Genomic DNA, 17,492 nt, shown 5'->3' with positions numbered 1-17,492 from the left:
GCAATGCATACAGAGCTCTATACTGACGGGATTGACGAGGTCACAATTGGCGGGTCGATCGTGCGGGTCGACCTGGTCAGTCTCTCGCCCACGGAACGTGATGCCAACAACGCGCCCAAGAAAGTCTTTCGCCAAAGGCTGATCTTTTCGGCGGAGTCGTTCGCGAACTCCGTGGAGGTGATGCAGAACGCGCTTCAGGGTCTGGTCGATGCCGGCGTCGTCCAGCGCTCTCGGCCGAGGACGCCGATGGCCGCGCCACAGGCGAGTGCGCGCGTCGAGCCTGCCTCGTCAGTTTCGGACAATCCGCGATCTTCCAATGCCTCAACCAACTTCCGTTGAAATCGAGAGGTTCGAACCAGAACCGCCGTCGTCCGAGGACGAGCCGCGTCGGGCTGCTCAAACGGCCCTTGAATGCCTGTCAAGGATCGCTGCCCATCACGGTATCGATCTGCCTTCTGATCGGTTGCGGCACGCCTATGCCGTCGACGAGACTGGCATCTCGACCGATCTCTTGCTCCGCATGGCTCATGATGCGGGCCTTCGCGCCCGCACGGCGCAGCTCGATTGGAAGGCGATATGCCAGCTCGGCGAGGCCTATCCGGCTCTTGTCCAGCTCTCGAACCTCAACTGGGTCCTCGTGGTCGGCGCCGGCCCGGAATGCGACGCTGTAACGGTCTTTGATCCTCTGGCCGAGCGGACGGGAGAGCACCTGCTGGTCGATGCGGACCGCTTCTGCTCCAGGTGGACCGGAAAGGTCGTTCTGTTCAAGCGCGAGAGTTCCCCATCGCAGGGCCACAGGCCCTTCGGGCTGCGCTGGTTCATACCCGAAATGCTGCGGGAGTGGCGGCTCCTTTCCGACGTCGCAATTGCTGCGGTGTTCCTCTATGCGCTCGGGCTGGCGCTTCCGATCTTCTTTCAGCTCGTGATCGACAAGGTTCTTGTCCATGAGAGCCTCACGACACTCTACGTGCTCTCGGCTGGCGCGATCCTTGCGCTCTGTTTCGACGCCGTCTTCAGCTTCTTGCGGCGCTACCTGCTGCTCTATGCCACGAACAAGATCGACATCCGGGTCGCGACCAGGACGTTTCGGCATCTTTTGGGACTTCCGGTAACCTTCTTCGAGCGCATCTCGGCCGGCGTGTTGGTGAAGCACATGCAGCAGGCCGGACGAATCCGTGAGTTCCTGACCGGCCGACTGTTCCTGACCGCCTTGGACGCGCTTTCGCTTTTCGTCTTTCTGCCTGTTCTGGCGCTTTACAGCATCAAGCTGACGTGCGTCGTGCTGGCCTTCACCGCCATCAGCGCGGGCGTGATTGCTATTCTGATGGGACCGTTCCGACGGCGGCTCTACCAGCTTTATCAGGCCGAAGCCGGGCGCCAGGCGCTCCTCGTTGAGACCGTGCACGGCATGCGTACCGTGAAGTCGTTGGCCATGGAGCCCGGCCAGAACAGGACATGGGACGATCGTTGCGCGCAGTCGGTATCGATGCGGTTTGGCGTCGAAAAAATCTCGGCGGGCGCTCAGGCCTTGACCGGTTTCCTCGAGAAGATGATGACGCTCGGCATCGTCGCACTTGGTGCGCTCGATGTCTTCGGCGGCGAGATGACGATCGGCGCACTTGTCGCTTTCAACATGCTGGCGGGACGCGTTTCGGGGCCGCTGGTGCAGATGGTGACCATGGTGCACGAATATCAAGAGGTTGCGCTCGCCGTTAAGATGCTCGGCGAGGTCATGAACACGGAGCTGGAACGCGACGGTCGTCGCGAAGGCGTGCGGCCCGACTTCGCCGGGCAGATCGAGTTTGAAAACGTCACGTTTCGCTATGGGGAGGGAACGCCGGCGCTGGACGACGTGTCGTTCTCGATCGCTCCCGGCTCGATCTTCGGAATTGTCGGCCGGAGCGGTTCGGGCAAGACGACGCTGACACGCCTGATCGCGGGAATGTATCCGGTGCAGCAGGGGTTGGTGCGCATCGACGGTCACGATTCGCGCGAGATCGATCTCGCCCATCTGCGGCGGAATCTAGGGATCGTGCTCCAGGACAGTTTCCTGTTCCGGGGCACAGTGCGCGAAAATATCGCATGCGTGAGGCGCGACGCCACGTTCGAGGAGGTCGTCCGGGCGGCTCAGCTCGCCGGTGCGGACGAGTTCATAGAGCGGTTGCCGAGGGGGTTCGACACCATGCTAGAGGAGCAGGCATCGAACCTGTCAGGCGGGCAGAAGCAGCGGCTTGCTATCGCGCGGGCCTTGATCGTCAACCCGCGTATCCTGATCCTCGATGAGGCCACCAGCGCACTGGATTCCGAGAGCGAGGCGATCATTAGGCGCAATCTGCGACGTATCGCGGAGGGACGGACCGTCGTCATCGTATCGCATCGGCTTTCGATGTTGTCGGACGCAAGCCAGATCTTGGTGATCGACCGTGGACGGGTCGTCGATGTAGATCGTCATGACGCGCTGCTGTCGAAATGCAGCTTCTACAGGCATCTCTGGAACCAGCAGACGAGGCAGGTCGCATGACTGCGGCTGAAAAGATCAGAGCTGAAGCAGCCTCAGGCAGATCCGGGTCTCCATCCGGTTCACGGACGAGACGCCGGCTCATGAGGTCCGCGCCCACAGATTCTCGCTTTGTCGCGCAATTTCAATCAGACGCAGCCGAGATCGAGCAGCAGACGCCACCGCGTGTGGGACGGATCACGCTCTATTGCGTCGTGGCCCTGATCGCTGCGGCGATCACATTCGCGTGCGTGTCTCGCGTTGATATGATTGTGACTGCGCAGGGAAAGTTGATCACGACGCGTCCGAACCTGGTCGTACAGCCGCTGGAAACGTCGGTTATTCGGGAGATTCGCGTCAAGGCCGGCGACGCCGTCAATCGCGGCGACGTTCTTGCGGTCCTCGATCCGACATTCTCTCAAGCCGATCTTGCTCAACTGCGCGGTCGCCTGGCGGGTCTCGACGCCTCCATCGGCCGGCTTCGAGCCGAGTTGGACGGCACGGACTACGGCCTCGATGAGGCGGCGAACGCCGACCAAGCTCTGCAGAGAAGGGTATTCCTCCAGAGGAAGGCGGCTTACGACCTTCAGATCCAGAACTATGACGCACAGATTGCGTCCGCACAGGCCAATCTAAAAACGGCTCAGAGCGAGGAGTTGGTCCTGGCCCAGCGGCTGGACACGATGCAGTCCATTGAAGCCATGCGAAGCGCGTTGATGGCCAAGGAGGTCGGTTCAAGACTGAACTTCCTGCTATCACGGGATGCGCGGTTGGAGGTCGAAAGCAACCTGGCGCGAGTCCGTGGCAGCATCGTCGACAACACGCATCGTCTGGACAAGGCCCGTGCAGACCAGAAGGTGTTCGCTGCCGAGTTTCGCCGCGGCGCCTATCAGGAACTTGTCGAGACGTTGCCAAAGCGGGATGGCACTGCCGAAGAGCTCAAAAAGGCGGAGCTCCGTCGGCAGCTGATCGTGCTGAATGCACCGGCGGATGCGGTGGTACTCGACATTGCCAATCGGACGGTGGGTTCGGTGGTCCGCGAGGCCGAGACCTTGTTTGTGCTGGTTCCACGGGACGAGACGCTCCGGGCGGAGGTCAACGTGGAGGGTAGGGATATCGGGCAGGTGGCGGTCGGGCAGGCCGTACGAGTGAAGTTCGAGGCATTTCCATTTCAGAAGTACGGCACCGCTACTGGCGAGGTCGGAGTCATTAGTCAGGACTCATTCTCGCCAGAGGCGAAGGCCGAAGGTGTGCGCCGGTCGTCAGCTCCCTATTACCGCGTACTGATCGATCTGCGGGACACGCACCTTCGGCTGCCGTCCGAGCGCGTTCAGTTGATGCCTGGTATGGCGGTCACCGCCGAGATGAAGGTCGGACAGCGAACGGTGATTTCATATTTTCTCTATCCCCTGCTTCGCGGCTTGGATGAAAGCATCCGGGAGTACTGAGCCGAATTTACAATGGTGTACTGGAAATGATGATCAGTCCGAATTCTGGTGTGAAATTCATAGTGCCCGCTGGAGCGAAGGCGCCGTTATCAAACTCGCCCCTGGTGAACTACGCGTTGCAGGGGCTTGAACGCTGCTGGTTGCCTGCGGAGCGTCGTTGGTCGCATGTTTATCACCTCGACCGGCCCGCTTCGCCGAACGAGTCGCTGCCGCATAGCGACGTGTTCTACACTCTCAACGTCTTGCTTGGGATGTCGCGGGTCGCGAAACTTCCGGCTGATATTGATCTCCCGGAGATCTTCTATCGAAATGCCATGAAGCTTACCGCGCTCCCCGTGCGCAAATATGCATTCGGCATGGCGCTGTGGGCCGCCGCCGAGCTCCGCCTCCCGATTCCGGAGCCAGTCAGGCGAGAGTTGAAAGCGGTTCTCTCGGATCAGTCGCGGTGGCACGCTTTCCGGGCGCAGGATCTGGGCATGCTGCTGACGGGTGTCATCGCCCAGGCGAGGGAGGGCGAGAAGGAGTGGCTATGCTTCGCCGGCCCGCTCTACCGTTTCCTGAAGGAACGTTTCCATGGCGATTCCGGATTGTTCTTCGACGCGCCGTCCGGTTTTCGTCGCCGTTTCGCATCATTTGCGACGCAAACCTATCTCTCCATCGCCTGCTATCAGTACGGCGAATTCACCGGCGATGCGTCCGCGCTCGTCATGGCTGATACTTGCGTGCGCGATCTGATTGCGCTGCAAGGTCCCCAAGGTGAATGGCCGTGGTTCTTCGATGCGACGAGCGGCCGCATCCTCGATTTCTACGAGATCTATTCGGTCCATCAGTATGGAATGGCCCCTGCGCTGCTGGAATGGGCCGAGCGCTTTGGACGACGGGGAGCGCGGGAAGCGCTGGTCAAGGGATTCAACTGGGTACTCGGCCAGAACCAGCTGGGCCGGACCATGCTCGTGCCTGAACTGAACCTGACGATCCGCTCGCAGGTCCGCAAGGGTGAACTGACGACCAAGGCGCCGCGGGTGTTGCGCGCGATCAGGAACGTTTGGCGCGAGAGCGGGGGAGAGCTGATCGACCGCCAAAATGTGGACGTTCGGCTCGAGTGCCGCAGCTACGAGCTCGGTTGGATTTTGTGGTCATTCGGTCGGCGTACCGACCTGCAGGATCTCAGTCACAACGTCGCGTTCGAACAGCCAGCCAGTCCGGTCGGCGGCGTGCCGCAGCGCAACGGCAGCGCGCTCGGCTAGCGATTCCAGACAACCGTGCCCTCTCTCCGGAGCAGGGCCAGCATCCTGGTCGTTCGATGGCTGCGAACCGCGCAGAGAACGGCAATCGCTTTGAGGCGCGCGCTTATCCCATGGAGGCGTCCGCTCGTCAGTACAGTGATGGCGCCGACCGCCGGTGATACCAGGACGAGCAGGGCCGTGGCAAACCAGCGCAGCTGCCAGCCGCGCGCGGCCTGTGCGGTGTTGCGGTAGTGCGCAATTTGGCGGTCCCATTTCGCATACAGCTCTCGAAGCGAGCGGCGCGCAGGGTGGAACACGATCATCCCGGGAATGTAGCGAAATTCGCAGCCGGCGCGGATGGCCATTTGTCCCCATTGCATATCTTCCGCGAACTGAATGCCCGGGAAAGGTCCGATCCTCGCAAAGTCGGCGCGGCGAACCGCCAGATTTGCCGTGACGGAGTAGCCGTGCTTGGTGACGTACAAGCGATTGCGAAAGCCAAAAACGCTTTCATAGGCTTCGATCGCGGTGAAACGCCCTTCGGCGGCAGGCCTGATGCGAACCTCTCCGCCAAGGATCGTCGCCGCCCTGGTTTGCTGGAACGCCTCACGGATCGCGGTCAGCCAGTCCGGATGAGCCCGGCAGTCGGCATCCACAAAAGCGAGGATATCGCCTCTCGCGCAAGCTGCGCCTGTGTTTCGCGCCGGGCCCGGACCGGGAAGCGCTTCGTGCTCCAGCCTGACGCCGGAATGGTCGGCAATGACGTCTATCGGCGGTACGGTCGAGCCGTTGTCCACCACGATGATCTCGAACAAATCCCGTGACAGGGTCTGCGCATCCAGGCTTCGCAGACAGGCTTCCAGGGCGTCAGCCTGATTGAGGTGGGGAATAATGACCGAGATCATTTTGGTGATTCCCTATTTAATTCACGTTGGCCTGCGGCATATCTGCCGGCGCGCTATTTTGGCGTCTCTGAAGGAGGTTGATGCATTTAATCCTTGCAATTAAATGGTAGCCAATTATTATCGTTATTATAATCTTAAATGCAACTTAAACAAATTGCGTTTCGGAGGGTCGGTTCAAATGCGTGCATCGTTCCTGGCCTGCCCCATCGACCTGCTGACAATGGCGGAAACCGTCGAGCTCGCGCGCGGCGCCATGCGTTGCCGCCGACGGCTGCAGCATGTCGCGTTGAACGTTGCCAAATTTGTCAATATGCGATCGGATCCCATGCTCGCGGCCGATGTCGCCAATAGCGACATCGTCAGCATCGACGGCATGGGGATTCTCTGGGGTGCCCGAGCCCTAGGGCTGCCGGCAACGTCCCGAGTCGCCGGCGTCGATCTCCTGGCCGAGTTGCTCGCGGTATGTGCGCGGGAAGGTTACAAGCCCTACTTCCTGGGTGCCACCCCCGCCGTCCTGCAGCAGGCAATGCAGCGCGCGCGAGAGAGATATCCCTCACTCGTCTTCGCCGGCTGGCACGATGGTTACTTCAAGCCGGAGCAGGAAAGGGAGGTCGTGCGGGACATCCAGTCCAGCGCGGCCGATTGTCTCTTCATTGGCATGCCGACACCACGGAAAGAGCGCTTTCTCGCCGCCCATCGTGACGAGCTCGGCGTACCCTTTATCATGGGCGTGGGCGGTGCGTTCGATATCCTTGCAGGCACCGTTCGGCGCGCGCCGGCGCGGATTCAGGGGCTGGGCCTCGAATGGCTTTACCGCATCTATCAAGAGCCCGGGCGGATGTGGTGGCGATACGCCACAACGAACACGCTGTTTGCGGGCATCCTGGTGCAAGCGCTCGCCAAGCAAGCGATAGGGCATACATTTGGCACGCCGGGCGCCGTGCCGCCCGGCCCGAGCCGGATCGGAGGGTGAGACGTGCGCAAGCATTTTTTCATCCTTTTGGGAACCCGACCAGAAGCCATCAAGCTCTTTCCGGTCATCAACCGACTCAAGGCCGAGAATCGCAAGGACATTTCGCTAACGATCTGTGCGACGGCACAGCATCGACAGCTGCTTGATCAGGTCCTCAAGCTTGCCAAGGTAGTTCCGGATTTTGATCTGAACGTCATGACGGCCAATCAGACGCTGGATCATCTAACGGCCCGGTTGCTCGGAGAAGTCGGTGAGCTCCTCGACAAGGTGAAGCCTACCAGGGTTATCGTCCAAGGCGACACGGCGACTGCCATGGTCGGCGCGCTGGCGTCCTATTACCACCGGATACCGGTCTCGCACATCGAGGCGGGACTGCGCAGCGGCGACATCTTCGCTCCGTGGCCCGAGGAGGTGAACCGCAAGATCGTCGGGTCGATCGCCGATCAGCATTTCGCGCCGACAGAGCGCGCTGCCCGCGCGCTGCGCTCTGAGAACGTCTCGGACGACCGCATCCATGTCACCGGAAACACGGTGGTGGACGCGCTCATCCTCGCGAAAGCCATGGTCGAATCCGATCCGGGGCTTTCGTGCCGCTGGGACGGCATCAAGAAGCGACACGGCAATCGGCGCATCATTTTGGTGACCTGCCACCGCCGGGAGAATTTCGGCGGCGGTGTCGTCAACATCGTGAACGCGTTGGAGACGATCCTGCAAAGGGAAGACGTTGCTGTGGTGCTCCCAGTGCATCCGAATCCGAACGTCCGCGACTTGTTCGCGTCCCGATTGTCGGATCACCCGAGGGTCGTCCTCATTTCTCCTCAGGAATACACGGACTTCGTGAGTCTGCTCTCGTTGTCCCATTTGGTCCTGACGGATTCAGGTGGCGTGCAGGAGGAGGCCCCCACCTTCGGCAAACCAGTCCTGGTGATGCGCGATACGACCGAGCGTCCTGAGGGGGTGGAGGCCGGGACGGCGCGCCTGGTCGGCGCGAACTACGACAAGATCGTTGCCGAGACATTTCGCTTGCTCGACGATGACGAGACTTATGCCGCCATGGCCCGTTCGCATAATCCGTTTGGTGACGGGCACGCGAGCGAGCGTATCGTGAAGGTGCTTCTCGATGCCTGAATTTCAGAAGATCAATGTCGTTGGACTTGGCTATATCGGGCTCCCGACCGCAGCGCTGATTGCGAGCCGGGGAATGCAGGTGGTCGGCATCGACACAAACGAGCGTATCGTCGATACGGTCGCATCCGGAAAGATTCACATCGCGGAGCCCGATCTCGATGGTCTCGTTTCCAAGGTCGTGTCGAGCGGTGCCCTGACGACCGCCACCAAGCCGCAGCCTGCGGACGTCTTCATCATCGCAGTGCCGACGCCGATCGACCGCGAAAACCGTCCAGACCTTTCAAGCGTTAATGCCGCAGTCGACCAAATCGTCGACATCCTTGCGCCGGGTAATCTCGTCATCCTCGAATCGACATCGCCGATCGGGACGACCGAGGCCATAGCAAAACGTATCGTCGAACGCAGGCCAGATCTACACATAGGCGTCAACGGCAAGGAAGACGGAGCGATCTACGTCGCCTACTGTCCAGAACGCGTGTTGCCGGGACGGATCCTGACAGAGCTTATCAACAACGACAGGTGCATTGGGGGAATTACGCCAACATGCACGCGGCGTGCTCAACGCTTCTACAAAATGTTCGTTCGCGGCGCCTGCGTCGGGACCACAGCGCGGGCAGCCGAATTGGTCAAGCTGACGGAAAACGCGTTCCGCGATACCAACATAGCATTCGCGAACGAGCTCTCGTTGATTTGCGACAGGTTCGACATCAATGTCTGGGAGGTGATCGACATCGCCAACCGCCATCCTCGCGTAAACGTATTGCGGCCAGGACCGGGAGTAGGCGGGCACTGCATTGCGGTCGATCCCTGGTTCATCATCGACTCCGCACCAGACCTCGCTCGAGTGATGCGAACAAGCCGGGAAGTCAACAACGCCAAAACTCAGAAGATCATCGAACGTACAGAGGCGCTGATCGACGATCATCCCTATGCAAACGTCGCTTGTTGTGGATTGACCTTCAAGGCCAATGTCGACGATTTGCGTGAGAGTCCCGCCATGGAGATCGCCACGCATCTCGCGGCAAAGTACGGAGAACGAGTCAAGGTCGTTGAGCCGAACCTTCGCCGCCTGCCGCCTCAGTTGGCCGATCACCGTGTCGCTTTCGTGAACATCGAGGAGGCTCTGCGCAGTTGCGAAATCGCGGTTCTCCTCGTCGATCATGACGAATTCAAGATGGTGCCCCTATCGGAGCGCCGACATCTCGACGTCATAGATACCCGGGGCATATGGCAGGACATGCCAGCGCGGACCTAGTGCCCGGCGTGAAGTGATCGTCGGCAATGGGATGATTTGAGGCGTATCACCTGGATGCATCGAGGTTAGCATGCGAGACAGTCAACTGGGAATCGGCGTCGTGGGCTGCGGTTATTGGGGACCCAATCTCGTTCGCAATTTCTCCATCAATCCTGCCACCCGCGTCGTCGGCGTGAGCGACCTGCACCCAGGCAGGCTCGGCGCGATGAAGCAGCTTTACCCGGCGGTAGAGACGACCTCTCGCTACGAAGATTTGCTGAAGGACGTCCGTATCGATGCAATCGCTATCGCCACGCCGGTGCATACGCACTACGAGCTGGCAATTGCGGCGTTGAGAGCCGGGAAGCACGTTCTGGTCGAAAAGCCCCTCGCGCCGAGCGCTGAGCTCGTGACCCGCTTGATCGAAGAGGCAGATCGGCGTGGGTTGACGCTCATGGTCGATCATACCTTCCTCTACACACCGGCGGTCCAGAAGATCCGGGAGCTCCTGCTGAGCCGAGAACTTGGCGACATTTACTACTACGACAGCACGCGCGCGAGTCTCGGGTTGTTTCAAAAGGACGTAAATGTGATCTGGGACTTGGCGGTGCACGATATCTCGATCATCCACCATATCCTCGATGAAGCGCCGATCGCGGTCTCGGCAACCGGCTCGTGCCACGTTGTCGGCTCGCCGGAAAATATGGCGCATATCACGCTGTTCTTTGCCAACGCATGCGTGGCCCACGTCAGCGTCAATTGGCTGTCGCCCGTCAAGGTGCGCCAGACTTTCATCGGTGGCAGCAAGAAGATGATCGTCTACGACGATCTCGAGCCGACCGAAAAGATCAAGGTCTATGACAAGGGAATTACGCTCGACGCGCCTCCCGAAGATGCACATCAATTCCGGATCGGATATCGCGCCGGCGACATGTGGGCTCCGCATATCTCGACTATGGAGGCGCTACAGACCGAGGTCGATCATTTTGTCGATTGCATCCGCACCGGTGGCCAGCCGATTTCCAGCGGCATCTCGGGACTCCACGTGATCGAGGTTCTGGAGGCGGCATCGTGCTCGATCGCAAAGCAGGGTGCGCCCGTCTTGCTGCGCGAGCCTTACGGAACCCGGCAGCGCGCCAGAGCGATAGCATGACGCGCGCGGCGATCCAGCTCACCTGACCGACATGACAGACGACGCAATGAAGTCCGTGCAGCGCTCCATTCTGTTCTCGGCGCTCGACCGTTACGTCGGCCTGCTGCTGGTCTTTGTTGTGACCGCCGTGCTTGCCCGTTTGCTGTCCCCGGAAGAGTTTGGCATCTATGCCGTCGCGAACGCCGTCACGTCCATCATTGCGGCCTGCTTCCAGGAATTTGCGGGCGCAAGCTATCTGATTCAGAAGCGAGAGTTGTCGCGCGCGAGCGTGCAGACCACGTTCACGATTACCCTCATGATTTCGGCTGCCACGGCTTTCGTGCTGTTCGTGTCTGCCCAGCCGATCGCGCGCTTCTTCGAGCTGGACCGCTTGGGCCGAGGGATCGAGGTTTCCTCACTAAATCTTCTCTTGCTGCCCTTCTCCGGAACCATAGCCGCATTGTTCCGTCGTGAGATGCAGTTTGGCGTACTCGCAATCTGTAACCTCGCGGCAGGTACGACGATCGCCGTCGTTTCGGTCGGCCTCGCAATGGCCCACTTCAGCTACATGGCCCCGCTCTGGGGAGGGGTGGCCGGCAACGGGGTGCTGGCCGTGATGCTGCTGATATGGCGGAGAGATTTCGGTGCGATGCGGCCATCCTTGATCGATTGCCGAGAGATCGTCGGTTTCGGCCTCTACTCGGGCGCGGTGAGCGTCGTAAATGTGTTTTTTGGCCTGGCGCCGCAGCTGTTTCTGGCCAGAGTGCTCGACTTCACCGCTGTCGGCCTTTACAGCCGCGCGACCGCCTCGACACAGATATTCGACAAGCTGGTCACGCAGGTGATTAGTCCGGTCGTCATGCCGGCAATTGTTGCGCGAAGCAAAGCGGGTGGTGATCTCAAGGCCGTCTATCTCGAGGCCATCCAGCTGCTCTCCGCCGTGCAGTGGCCGTTCCTGGTCTTTATGGCGATCATGGCGCGGCCGATCATTCTGATCTGGCTCGGCCCGACGTGGCTGGAGATCGTCCCGCTGGTGCAGCTGCTCTGTATCGGAAACCTTGCGCTTTTCGCGGCGTGCCTGACCTACCCGATGTTTGTTGCGGTCGGAAGGGTTCAGGATGCGCTGATCTCGTCGTTAATTTCGCTGCCACCATCACTTCTGGTCATCTTGGGCGCCTCGTTCCTTGGCGTGCACGCCGTTGCTGCATCCGCTCTTGTGACATTGCCATTTCAGGCGTTGGTTGCGTTCTATTTTCTGGGACGACAACTCGGCCTTCGGCCCGCCGAATTTGTACGCACCCTATGGAGAAGCGGAGCTGTAACGGTTCTGGTGATTGCCGGTGTGTCTATTTGCGCGGCGCTGACGGAAGCTGGAGGCCTTACCTCGGGTGGTGGGCTGGCGTCAGCCTTTTCCGTCGCTGTGCTCTGTTGTTGGCTTGGACTGATGGTCACTGAGCACCCGCTCCTGCAGCAGTTTCACTACGCCGCAGCCGGCTTGGCGAGAATGGCGCCGGGGCTGTGGCCCTCGCGGACGGCGCCATAGCGGTTCTACGACATCATTCGGAGTGCGCGATATGCCTATCACACAAGACGTAGAACTTGGTCGCGATGTCCGCATCGTTCACCCGGAACTGGTCAATCTGTACGGTTGCACGGTGGGTGATGAGAGCAGGATCGGAGCTTTCGTCGAAATCCAGGCGGGAGCAAAGATTGGCGCGCGGTGCAAAGTATCATCGCACAGTTTCATCTGCGAAGGCGTCACAATCGAGGACGAAGTGTTCATCGGTCATGGCGTGGTGTTCACGAACGACAAATATCCGAAGGCAACGACCGCGGATGGTCGCCCTCAGCAAGCTTCTGACTGGACATTGGAGCGCACTCGTGTCGGCAGGGGGGCTGCCATCGGTTCCAACGCCACAATCCTATGTGGTGTCACGATCGGCGCGGGAGCGACCGTCGGCGCGGGCTCCGTCGTGACGAGGGATGTTGCCCCGGGTGCCACAGTCGCCGGAGTACCCGCTCGGACCATGTCCGCAGTCGGAAGCAGGGCCACCGCCGATCGTGCCTCCGTCCGCCGGTCTTTCGGGCTAGATTGAATTAACCGAATTTATTTTCTTGAAAATGGCGCTTGATTAAATATTATAATTCGAGTTAATTATTTAATAACGGTTGCTCCAATCCAAGGTTTGAATCTTGATACCCTTCCTGGATCTGAAAGCCCAATACTGTCAAATCAAGCCGGAAGTCGACGCCGCCGTAGCACGGGTCGTCAGCAGCGGGCATTTTGTGCTCGGGCCGGAGGTGGCGGCGTTCGAGGGACGTTTTGCGGAATATTGCCGGACTGCGCGTTGCCTCACCGTGAATAGTGGAACCTCAGCGCTCCACCTTGCGCTGTTGGCGGCGGGCGTCGGGCCGGGCGATGAAGTCATCACCGTGTCCATGACCTTCGTGGCGACAACCGCGGCGATACTCTACAGCGGCGCCAAGCCGGTTTTTGTCGACGTTGACCCGGTCACGTGGACGATGGATCCCGGTCTGATCGAGGCTGCAATCACACCTCGAACCAGAGCCATTGTGCCGGTTCATCTCCATGGATTGATGGCCGACATGGATCCCATCATGTCGATTGCGCAACGTTACGGTCTGGTCGTCATTGAGGACGCCGCGCAGGCGCACGGCGCGGAATACCGAGGACGCCGCGCAGGTTCGATCGGAGATCTGGGGTGCTTCAGCTTTTACCCAGGCAAAAATCTGGGGGCGTTCGGCGAGGGTGGGGCCGTCGTAACCGATCGGCCTGAATTTGCGCACCGCGTGTCGCTGCTGCGGGACTGGGGGCAGGAGACAAAATACGACCACGTCATTCCCGGATACAATTATCGCATGGACGAGATCCAGAGTGCGGTACTGAATGTCAAGCTGGACTACATCGAAGGCTGGACCGAGGCCCGCCGATCGATCGCAGAACGATACAACGAGCTACTTTCCGAGCTCCCATTCGCGCGTCCGCGACCGCCCTCGTACTCCCGCCACGTCTATCATGTCTATTCGATCAGATTGCAGCGTCGCGACGACGCGCTCACATTGTTGCGGGAGGCAGGCATAGGTGCAGGGATTCACTATCCCATTCCGGTGCACCTGCAGAAGGCCTATGCCGAACTCGGCTATCGGGCCGGTGATCTGCCGGTAACCGAGATGCTTGCGAACGACTTTCTCTCCCTTCCCATTTATCCGGAGCTGCTGCCGGACCGGGCGACCGAAATTGTCTCCACGTTGAGGAACGCCGGAGCATTGCGCCCCAGCGAAGCCGCCGGCAACCGGGCGCAGCAATCACAAAGCTTCACAACAAGGTCCTGCAACAGGAGGGCGTCTTGATTGAGCTCAAGGGAAAGCGCGTTCTGATCACTGGCGGGGCAGGGTTCATCGGCTCCCACATCGTCGATCAGCTCTGCGATGAGGGTTGCATCGAGATCGTTGCGCTCGACAACATGGTCAGAGGCCGCCCCGAAAATCTCCGGCGTGCGCTCGGTCGTGGACCGGTGAGACTGGTTCACGGTGACATACGCGATCGCAAGCTGATGGAAGCCTTGGTGAAGGCTGCCGACATCGTGTTTCACCAGGCCGCACTCCGCATCACTCATTGCGCGGCGGAGCCGCGCCTGGCCAAGGAGGTCATGGTGGACGCCACCTACGACCTCCTCGAGCTGTGCATCAAGCACGATATCGAGAAGGTCATCGCAGCCTCCTCGGCGTCCGTATACGGTCTGGCCGAGGAGTTTCCGACGACCGAGCGGCAAAATCCGTACAACAACCGGACGCTATACGGAGCGGCCAAGGCGTTCAACGAAGGGCTGCTGCGGGCCTTCAACGACACATGCGGCCTCGACTACGTGGCATTCCGATATTTCAACGTCTATGGCAGCCGCATGGACATCCACGGACGGTACACCGAGGTCCTGATCCGCTGGATGGAGCGGCTTGAGGCCGGGTTACCTCCCGTTATCTTTGGTGATGGCCGTCAGACGATGGATTTCGTTCACGTCCGTGACGTCGCGCGCGCCAACATCCTTGCGGCCAGGGCGAAGATTACCGACGAGGTTTTCAACGTCGGGAGCGGTACTGAGACCAGCCTGACGCAACTGGCTACGGTGCTTGCCTCGGTGATGGGACGCCGCGGTCTGACTCCCGAATTTGCGCCTGAGCGCTCGGTCAATCCGGTGCCGAGACGGCTGGCATCGACAGGAAAGGCCGATCGTCTGCTGGGGTTCCGCACCACGGTTTCGCTCGAGCAGGGGCTCGCCGACCTCGTGAAATGGTGGCGATCAGAACGCGAACTCCCTTCGGATCGCCAGCGGCAGGTGGCGGCATCGTGATCCCGATCGCAGTTCCGTTGCTTGCGGACGAAGAAGCTGACGCTGCGCGCGCCGTGGTGCTGTCGGGCTGGGTATCGCAAGGTCCGCAGGTGGCTGCGTTCGAAGAGGAGTTCGCCGCACTTGTCGGCGCTCCGCACGCCTGTGCCGTCGCGAATTGCACGACCGCCCTGCACCTTGCCTTGGCCGCGCTGGGTATCGGCAGCGGCGACGAGGTGATCACGGTCAGCCATTCTTTCATCGCGACAGCGAACGTGATCCGATATCAGGGCGCCACTCCAGTTTTCGTCGACATCGAGCCCGAGACGTACAATTTGGATTGCGCTCGGCTGGCTGAAGCCATCACCGAGCGCACACGCGCGATCATCGCGGTGCACCAGATGGGCATGCCATGCGACATGGCAACGCTCATGGCCGTGGCGCGTCGTCACGGGATCGCTGTGATCGAAGATGCGGCTTGTGCCGCCGGATCGCAGATCTGCATGAACGGGCAATGGGAGGCGATCGGCAAGCCGCATGGAGACATTGCCTGCTTTTCATTTCATCCGCGAAAGGTGATCACGACTGGTGAGGGGGGAATGCTCACCACCGCCGATGCCGAACTCGATCGCAAGTTCAGGCTTCTGCGTCAACACGGGATGAGCGTTCCGGATATCGTGCGTCATGGTTCGCAGCGTGTCATTTTCGAGGAGTACGTCCTCGTCGGCTACAATTACAGAATGACGGATATGCAGGCTGCGATCGGGCGCAAACAGCTCGAGCGACTTCCGCAGCTGATTGCGCGGCGGCGCGCGCTGGCATCCCGCTACGCCGAACTGCTTGGAAATATTGAGGGGCTGCGGTTGCCGTTCGAGCCGGCGTGGGCACGATCGAACTGGCAGAGCTACTGCGTACGCTTGCCCGATCGATTGGATCAGCGGGCGACGATGCAATCGCTGCTCGATCAGGGCATCGCTACGCGCAGGGGCATCATGTGCTGCCATCGCGAGGCGCCCTATGCCGGCGCTGGGTCGCGCGATGATCTGCGGCAATCCGAGCTAGCTCAGGATCACGCGATCCTGCTTCCACTTTATGCGCAGATGGACTGCGCGGACCAGGATCGTATCGTAGATGCGGTGAAGGCTGAACTTGCCCGCTCAAACCGCGCTGCCACCGTGGCGGGTCATGTATCTGTCTGCCGGGATATCTTATGAGTCGGATCTGGCGCGGCCCTTTCTGATCGAGGGGCCGCCGACTTTGCGGATAGCACCGCAGAGATTCGTGCCCGATCGTTGTCGTCTTCGGCGGAAGCCAGGCCCATCCAGCGCCGGTATTTTCGCTGCACTTTATAGTTGGCAAGGCTGGCCGAGCATCGGCCGGCGTCTGCCAATCGCTGGCTGGTTGAGGGCTTGCTGCGTAGGGCATGTAGATAGGTTTGCTCTATCGTTCTCGCCGCCTGCGCGAGGCTGAAGCGGTGCTCCACCAGCCGCCGCCCGAATCCGCCAAGCTCCTGACGGAGCGACGCGGAGGCGAGAATGGTCTCGAGAGCCGATCGAAGTGCGCTGGCGCCGGCGCCACGCGAGCCCTTGCCCAATCCGTACCAGCCTTGTTGCAGGAAGGTCGGCGCACTCTCGGGTGTCAACAGCTCGCTGAACCCGTCTTCACCAACGACCACCAGCGGCTTTCCAAAGGCCATTCCGCGCAGCGCCGAGCCACCCTGGCCAATGATGACGTCCGCGGCAGCATAGCCAGGGCGCGGATCGGACATCTCGCCCACCAGTACGACGGCGTTCCGGCCGACTAGCGAGTTAATTCTGGCCGCACGCGCTTCGACGTTCGGTCGCGCCGGTCCATTACCAATGATCAGCAGCCGCACTGGCAGGCCGTCGAGCGCGATTTCGCCGACAGCATCGCACGCAGATAGCAGCCCCTCCAGTTTAAGGTTCGGCACAAGTCGACAGACCATCGCTATGACGACCTCGTCCGGACCAATATTCTGAGCCGCGCGAAAGCCCGTGCCATCGACGAGGGGGTGGTCGGACTTCGTATCGACTGGCGGCTCGAGCAAGGTAACATCCTGATGTCCTGCAGTGATCGCAGCGCGACGGATCATCTCCGTGCCCACGGTCAGGGGAACGCTGCGCGGCAGGAAGGAGGGGACGGACATCGACATGACCGTTCCCACCACGGCAGCCCTCGTCGATAGTCCAACGCTCAGAAAAGCTTCAACAATAGGGGGCCATTCATGACCGTGCACCACGTCTACGGTGCGTTCGTTGACGATGCTGCGGAGCATCTGGCCAACACGAGGCGAGGGGCGGGCCCGATGGCGAGGAATTTCAATATGTCTGAGGCCGGTCTCCCTTATTCTGTCCAGAAGAGGGCCAGTCTCTGCCGCCACGGTGACCTCATGACCGAGGTCTCGAACCGCCTCGGCGAGCTGGACTGCGTTGAGCTGTGACCCTCCCAGTTCCATGGAATGGGGATAGACCAGCACCTTCATGCGATGGGATTCTCCGGGTGTCGCGCCAAAGCGCTGAGAGACCAACCTGACATTGCTGAGAACCATATCGCGATATAATCCAAATTTAAATCATAATAAA

15 protein-coding genes are annotated in these 17,492 nt (G+C 60.5%); 13 read left to right on the top strand and 2 right to left on the bottom strand.

The features are described 5' to 3' along the window. Positions 1-3 precede the first annotated feature (3 nt). The 4 genes from GDN70_RS24895 to GDN70_RS24880 are packed head-to-tail and all read left to right on the top strand — an operon-like array spanning position 4 to position 5,192. Positions 4-339: a hypothetical protein gene (locus tag GDN70_RS24895; RefSeq protein WP_028143639.1), complete on the top strand. Its 336-nt coding sequence runs from the start codon at positions 4-6 to the stop codon at positions 337-339. Next, on the top strand, positions 317-2,521 hold the full coding sequence (locus tag GDN70_RS24890; RefSeq protein ID WP_152103152.1) for a peptidase domain-containing ABC transporter: 2,205 nt from the start codon (positions 317-319) through the stop codon (positions 2,519-2,521). Before GDN70_RS24895 ends, GDN70_RS24890 begins: the two co-directional genes overlap by 23 nt. Beyond that, complete coding sequence (locus GDN70_RS24885) at positions 2,518-3,945, top strand: HlyD family type I secretion periplasmic adaptor subunit (RefSeq protein ID WP_173015862.1); 1,428 nt, start codon at positions 2,518-2,520, stop codon at positions 3,943-3,945. The genes GDN70_RS24890 and GDN70_RS24885 overlap by 4 nt, the downstream gene beginning before the upstream one ends. 26 nt (positions 3,946-3,971) lie before the next feature. After that, entirely contained in the window at positions 3,972-5,192 is a 1,221-nt protein-coding gene (locus GDN70_RS24880) for a hypothetical protein (RefSeq protein WP_244625820.1), read from the top strand. Here the strand turns inward: GDN70_RS24880 and GDN70_RS24875 are convergent. Continuing rightward, positions 5,189-6,076, bottom strand: coding sequence for a glycosyltransferase family 2 protein (locus GDN70_RS24875; protein WP_038970404.1), 888 nt, complete (start codon positions 6,074-6,076; stop codon positions 5,189-5,191). The genes GDN70_RS24880 and GDN70_RS24875 overlap by 4 nt on opposite strands. Before the next feature lie 178 nt (positions 6,077-6,254). Between GDN70_RS24875 and GDN70_RS24870 the strand changes: the two genes are divergently transcribed. The 9 genes from GDN70_RS24870 (at position 6,255) to GDN70_RS24830 (ending at position 16,103) form a co-directional block, all read left to right on the top strand. Continuing rightward, a complete protein-coding gene (locus GDN70_RS24870) occupies positions 6,255-7,049 on the top strand; it encodes a WecB/TagA/CpsF family glycosyltransferase (RefSeq protein ID WP_038970403.1) in 795 nt (264 codons plus the stop codon). Between the two features lie 3 nt (positions 7,050-7,052). After that, positions 7,053-8,177 (top strand): non-hydrolyzing UDP-N-acetylglucosamine 2-epimerase, encoded by a 1,125-nt coding sequence (gene wecB / locus GDN70_RS24865; RefSeq protein WP_028143643.1) that lies wholly within the window; start codon positions 7,053-7,055, stop codon positions 8,175-8,177. Next, the gene (gene wecC, locus GDN70_RS24860) at positions 8,170-9,432 is read left to right on the top strand and encodes a UDP-N-acetyl-D-mannosamine dehydrogenase (protein WP_038970402.1); all 1,263 of its coding nucleotides are present in this window, start codon (positions 8,170-8,172) and stop codon (positions 9,430-9,432) included. The genes wecB and wecC overlap by 8 nt, the downstream gene beginning before the upstream one ends. 70 nt (positions 9,433-9,502) lie before the next feature. Further along, entirely contained in the window at positions 9,503-10,564 is a 1,062-nt protein-coding gene (locus GDN70_RS24855) for a Gfo/Idh/MocA family protein (protein ID WP_152103151.1), read from the top strand. Positions 10,565-10,610: 46 nt separating this feature from the next. After that, entirely contained in the window at positions 10,611-12,086 is a 1,476-nt protein-coding gene (locus tag GDN70_RS24850) for an oligosaccharide flippase family protein (RefSeq protein ID WP_038970418.1), read from the top strand. Between the two features lie 31 nt (positions 12,087-12,117). After that, positions 12,118-12,639 carry an acyltransferase gene (locus tag GDN70_RS24845; RefSeq protein WP_038970400.1) on the top strand — a complete coding sequence of 174 codons (522 nt, stop codon included), beginning with the start codon at positions 12,118-12,120 and terminating at the stop codon, positions 12,637-12,639. A gap of 97 nt (positions 12,640-12,736) precedes the next feature. Continuing rightward, entirely contained in the window at positions 12,737-13,915 is a 1,179-nt protein-coding gene (locus tag GDN70_RS24840) for a DegT/DnrJ/EryC1/StrS aminotransferase family protein (RefSeq protein ID WP_028143647.1), read from the top strand. After that, positions 13,912-14,913 carry an NAD-dependent epimerase/dehydratase family protein gene (locus GDN70_RS24835; protein WP_028143648.1) on the top strand — a complete coding sequence of 334 codons (1,002 nt, stop codon included), beginning with the start codon at positions 13,912-13,914 and terminating at the stop codon, positions 14,911-14,913. Before GDN70_RS24840 ends, GDN70_RS24835 begins: the two co-directional genes overlap by 4 nt. Then, positions 14,853-16,103, top strand: coding sequence for a DegT/DnrJ/EryC1/StrS aminotransferase family protein (locus tag GDN70_RS24830; RefSeq protein ID WP_049801691.1), 1,251 nt, complete (start codon positions 14,853-14,855; stop codon positions 16,101-16,103). Before GDN70_RS24835 ends, GDN70_RS24830 begins: the two co-directional genes overlap by 61 nt. Here the strand turns inward: GDN70_RS24830 and GDN70_RS24825 are convergent. Then, positions 16,073-17,392: a glycosyltransferase family 4 protein gene (locus GDN70_RS24825; RefSeq protein WP_050995556.1), complete on the bottom strand. Its 1,320-nt coding sequence runs from the start codon at positions 17,390-17,392 to the stop codon at positions 16,073-16,075. The two genes, GDN70_RS24830 and GDN70_RS24825, sit on opposite strands and share 31 nt — an antisense overlap. Positions 17,393-17,492 lie beyond the last annotated feature (100 nt).

Origin of the sequence: Bradyrhizobium sp. TM102 (assembly GCF_009176685.1) — a bacterium.
GTDB classification, from domain to species: Bacteria; Pseudomonadota; Alphaproteobacteria; order Rhizobiales; family Xanthobacteraceae; genus Bradyrhizobium; species Bradyrhizobium ottawaense.
Note: the sequence above shows the minus strand (reverse complement) of the source record. Positions and strands in the feature narration are given on the sequence as shown.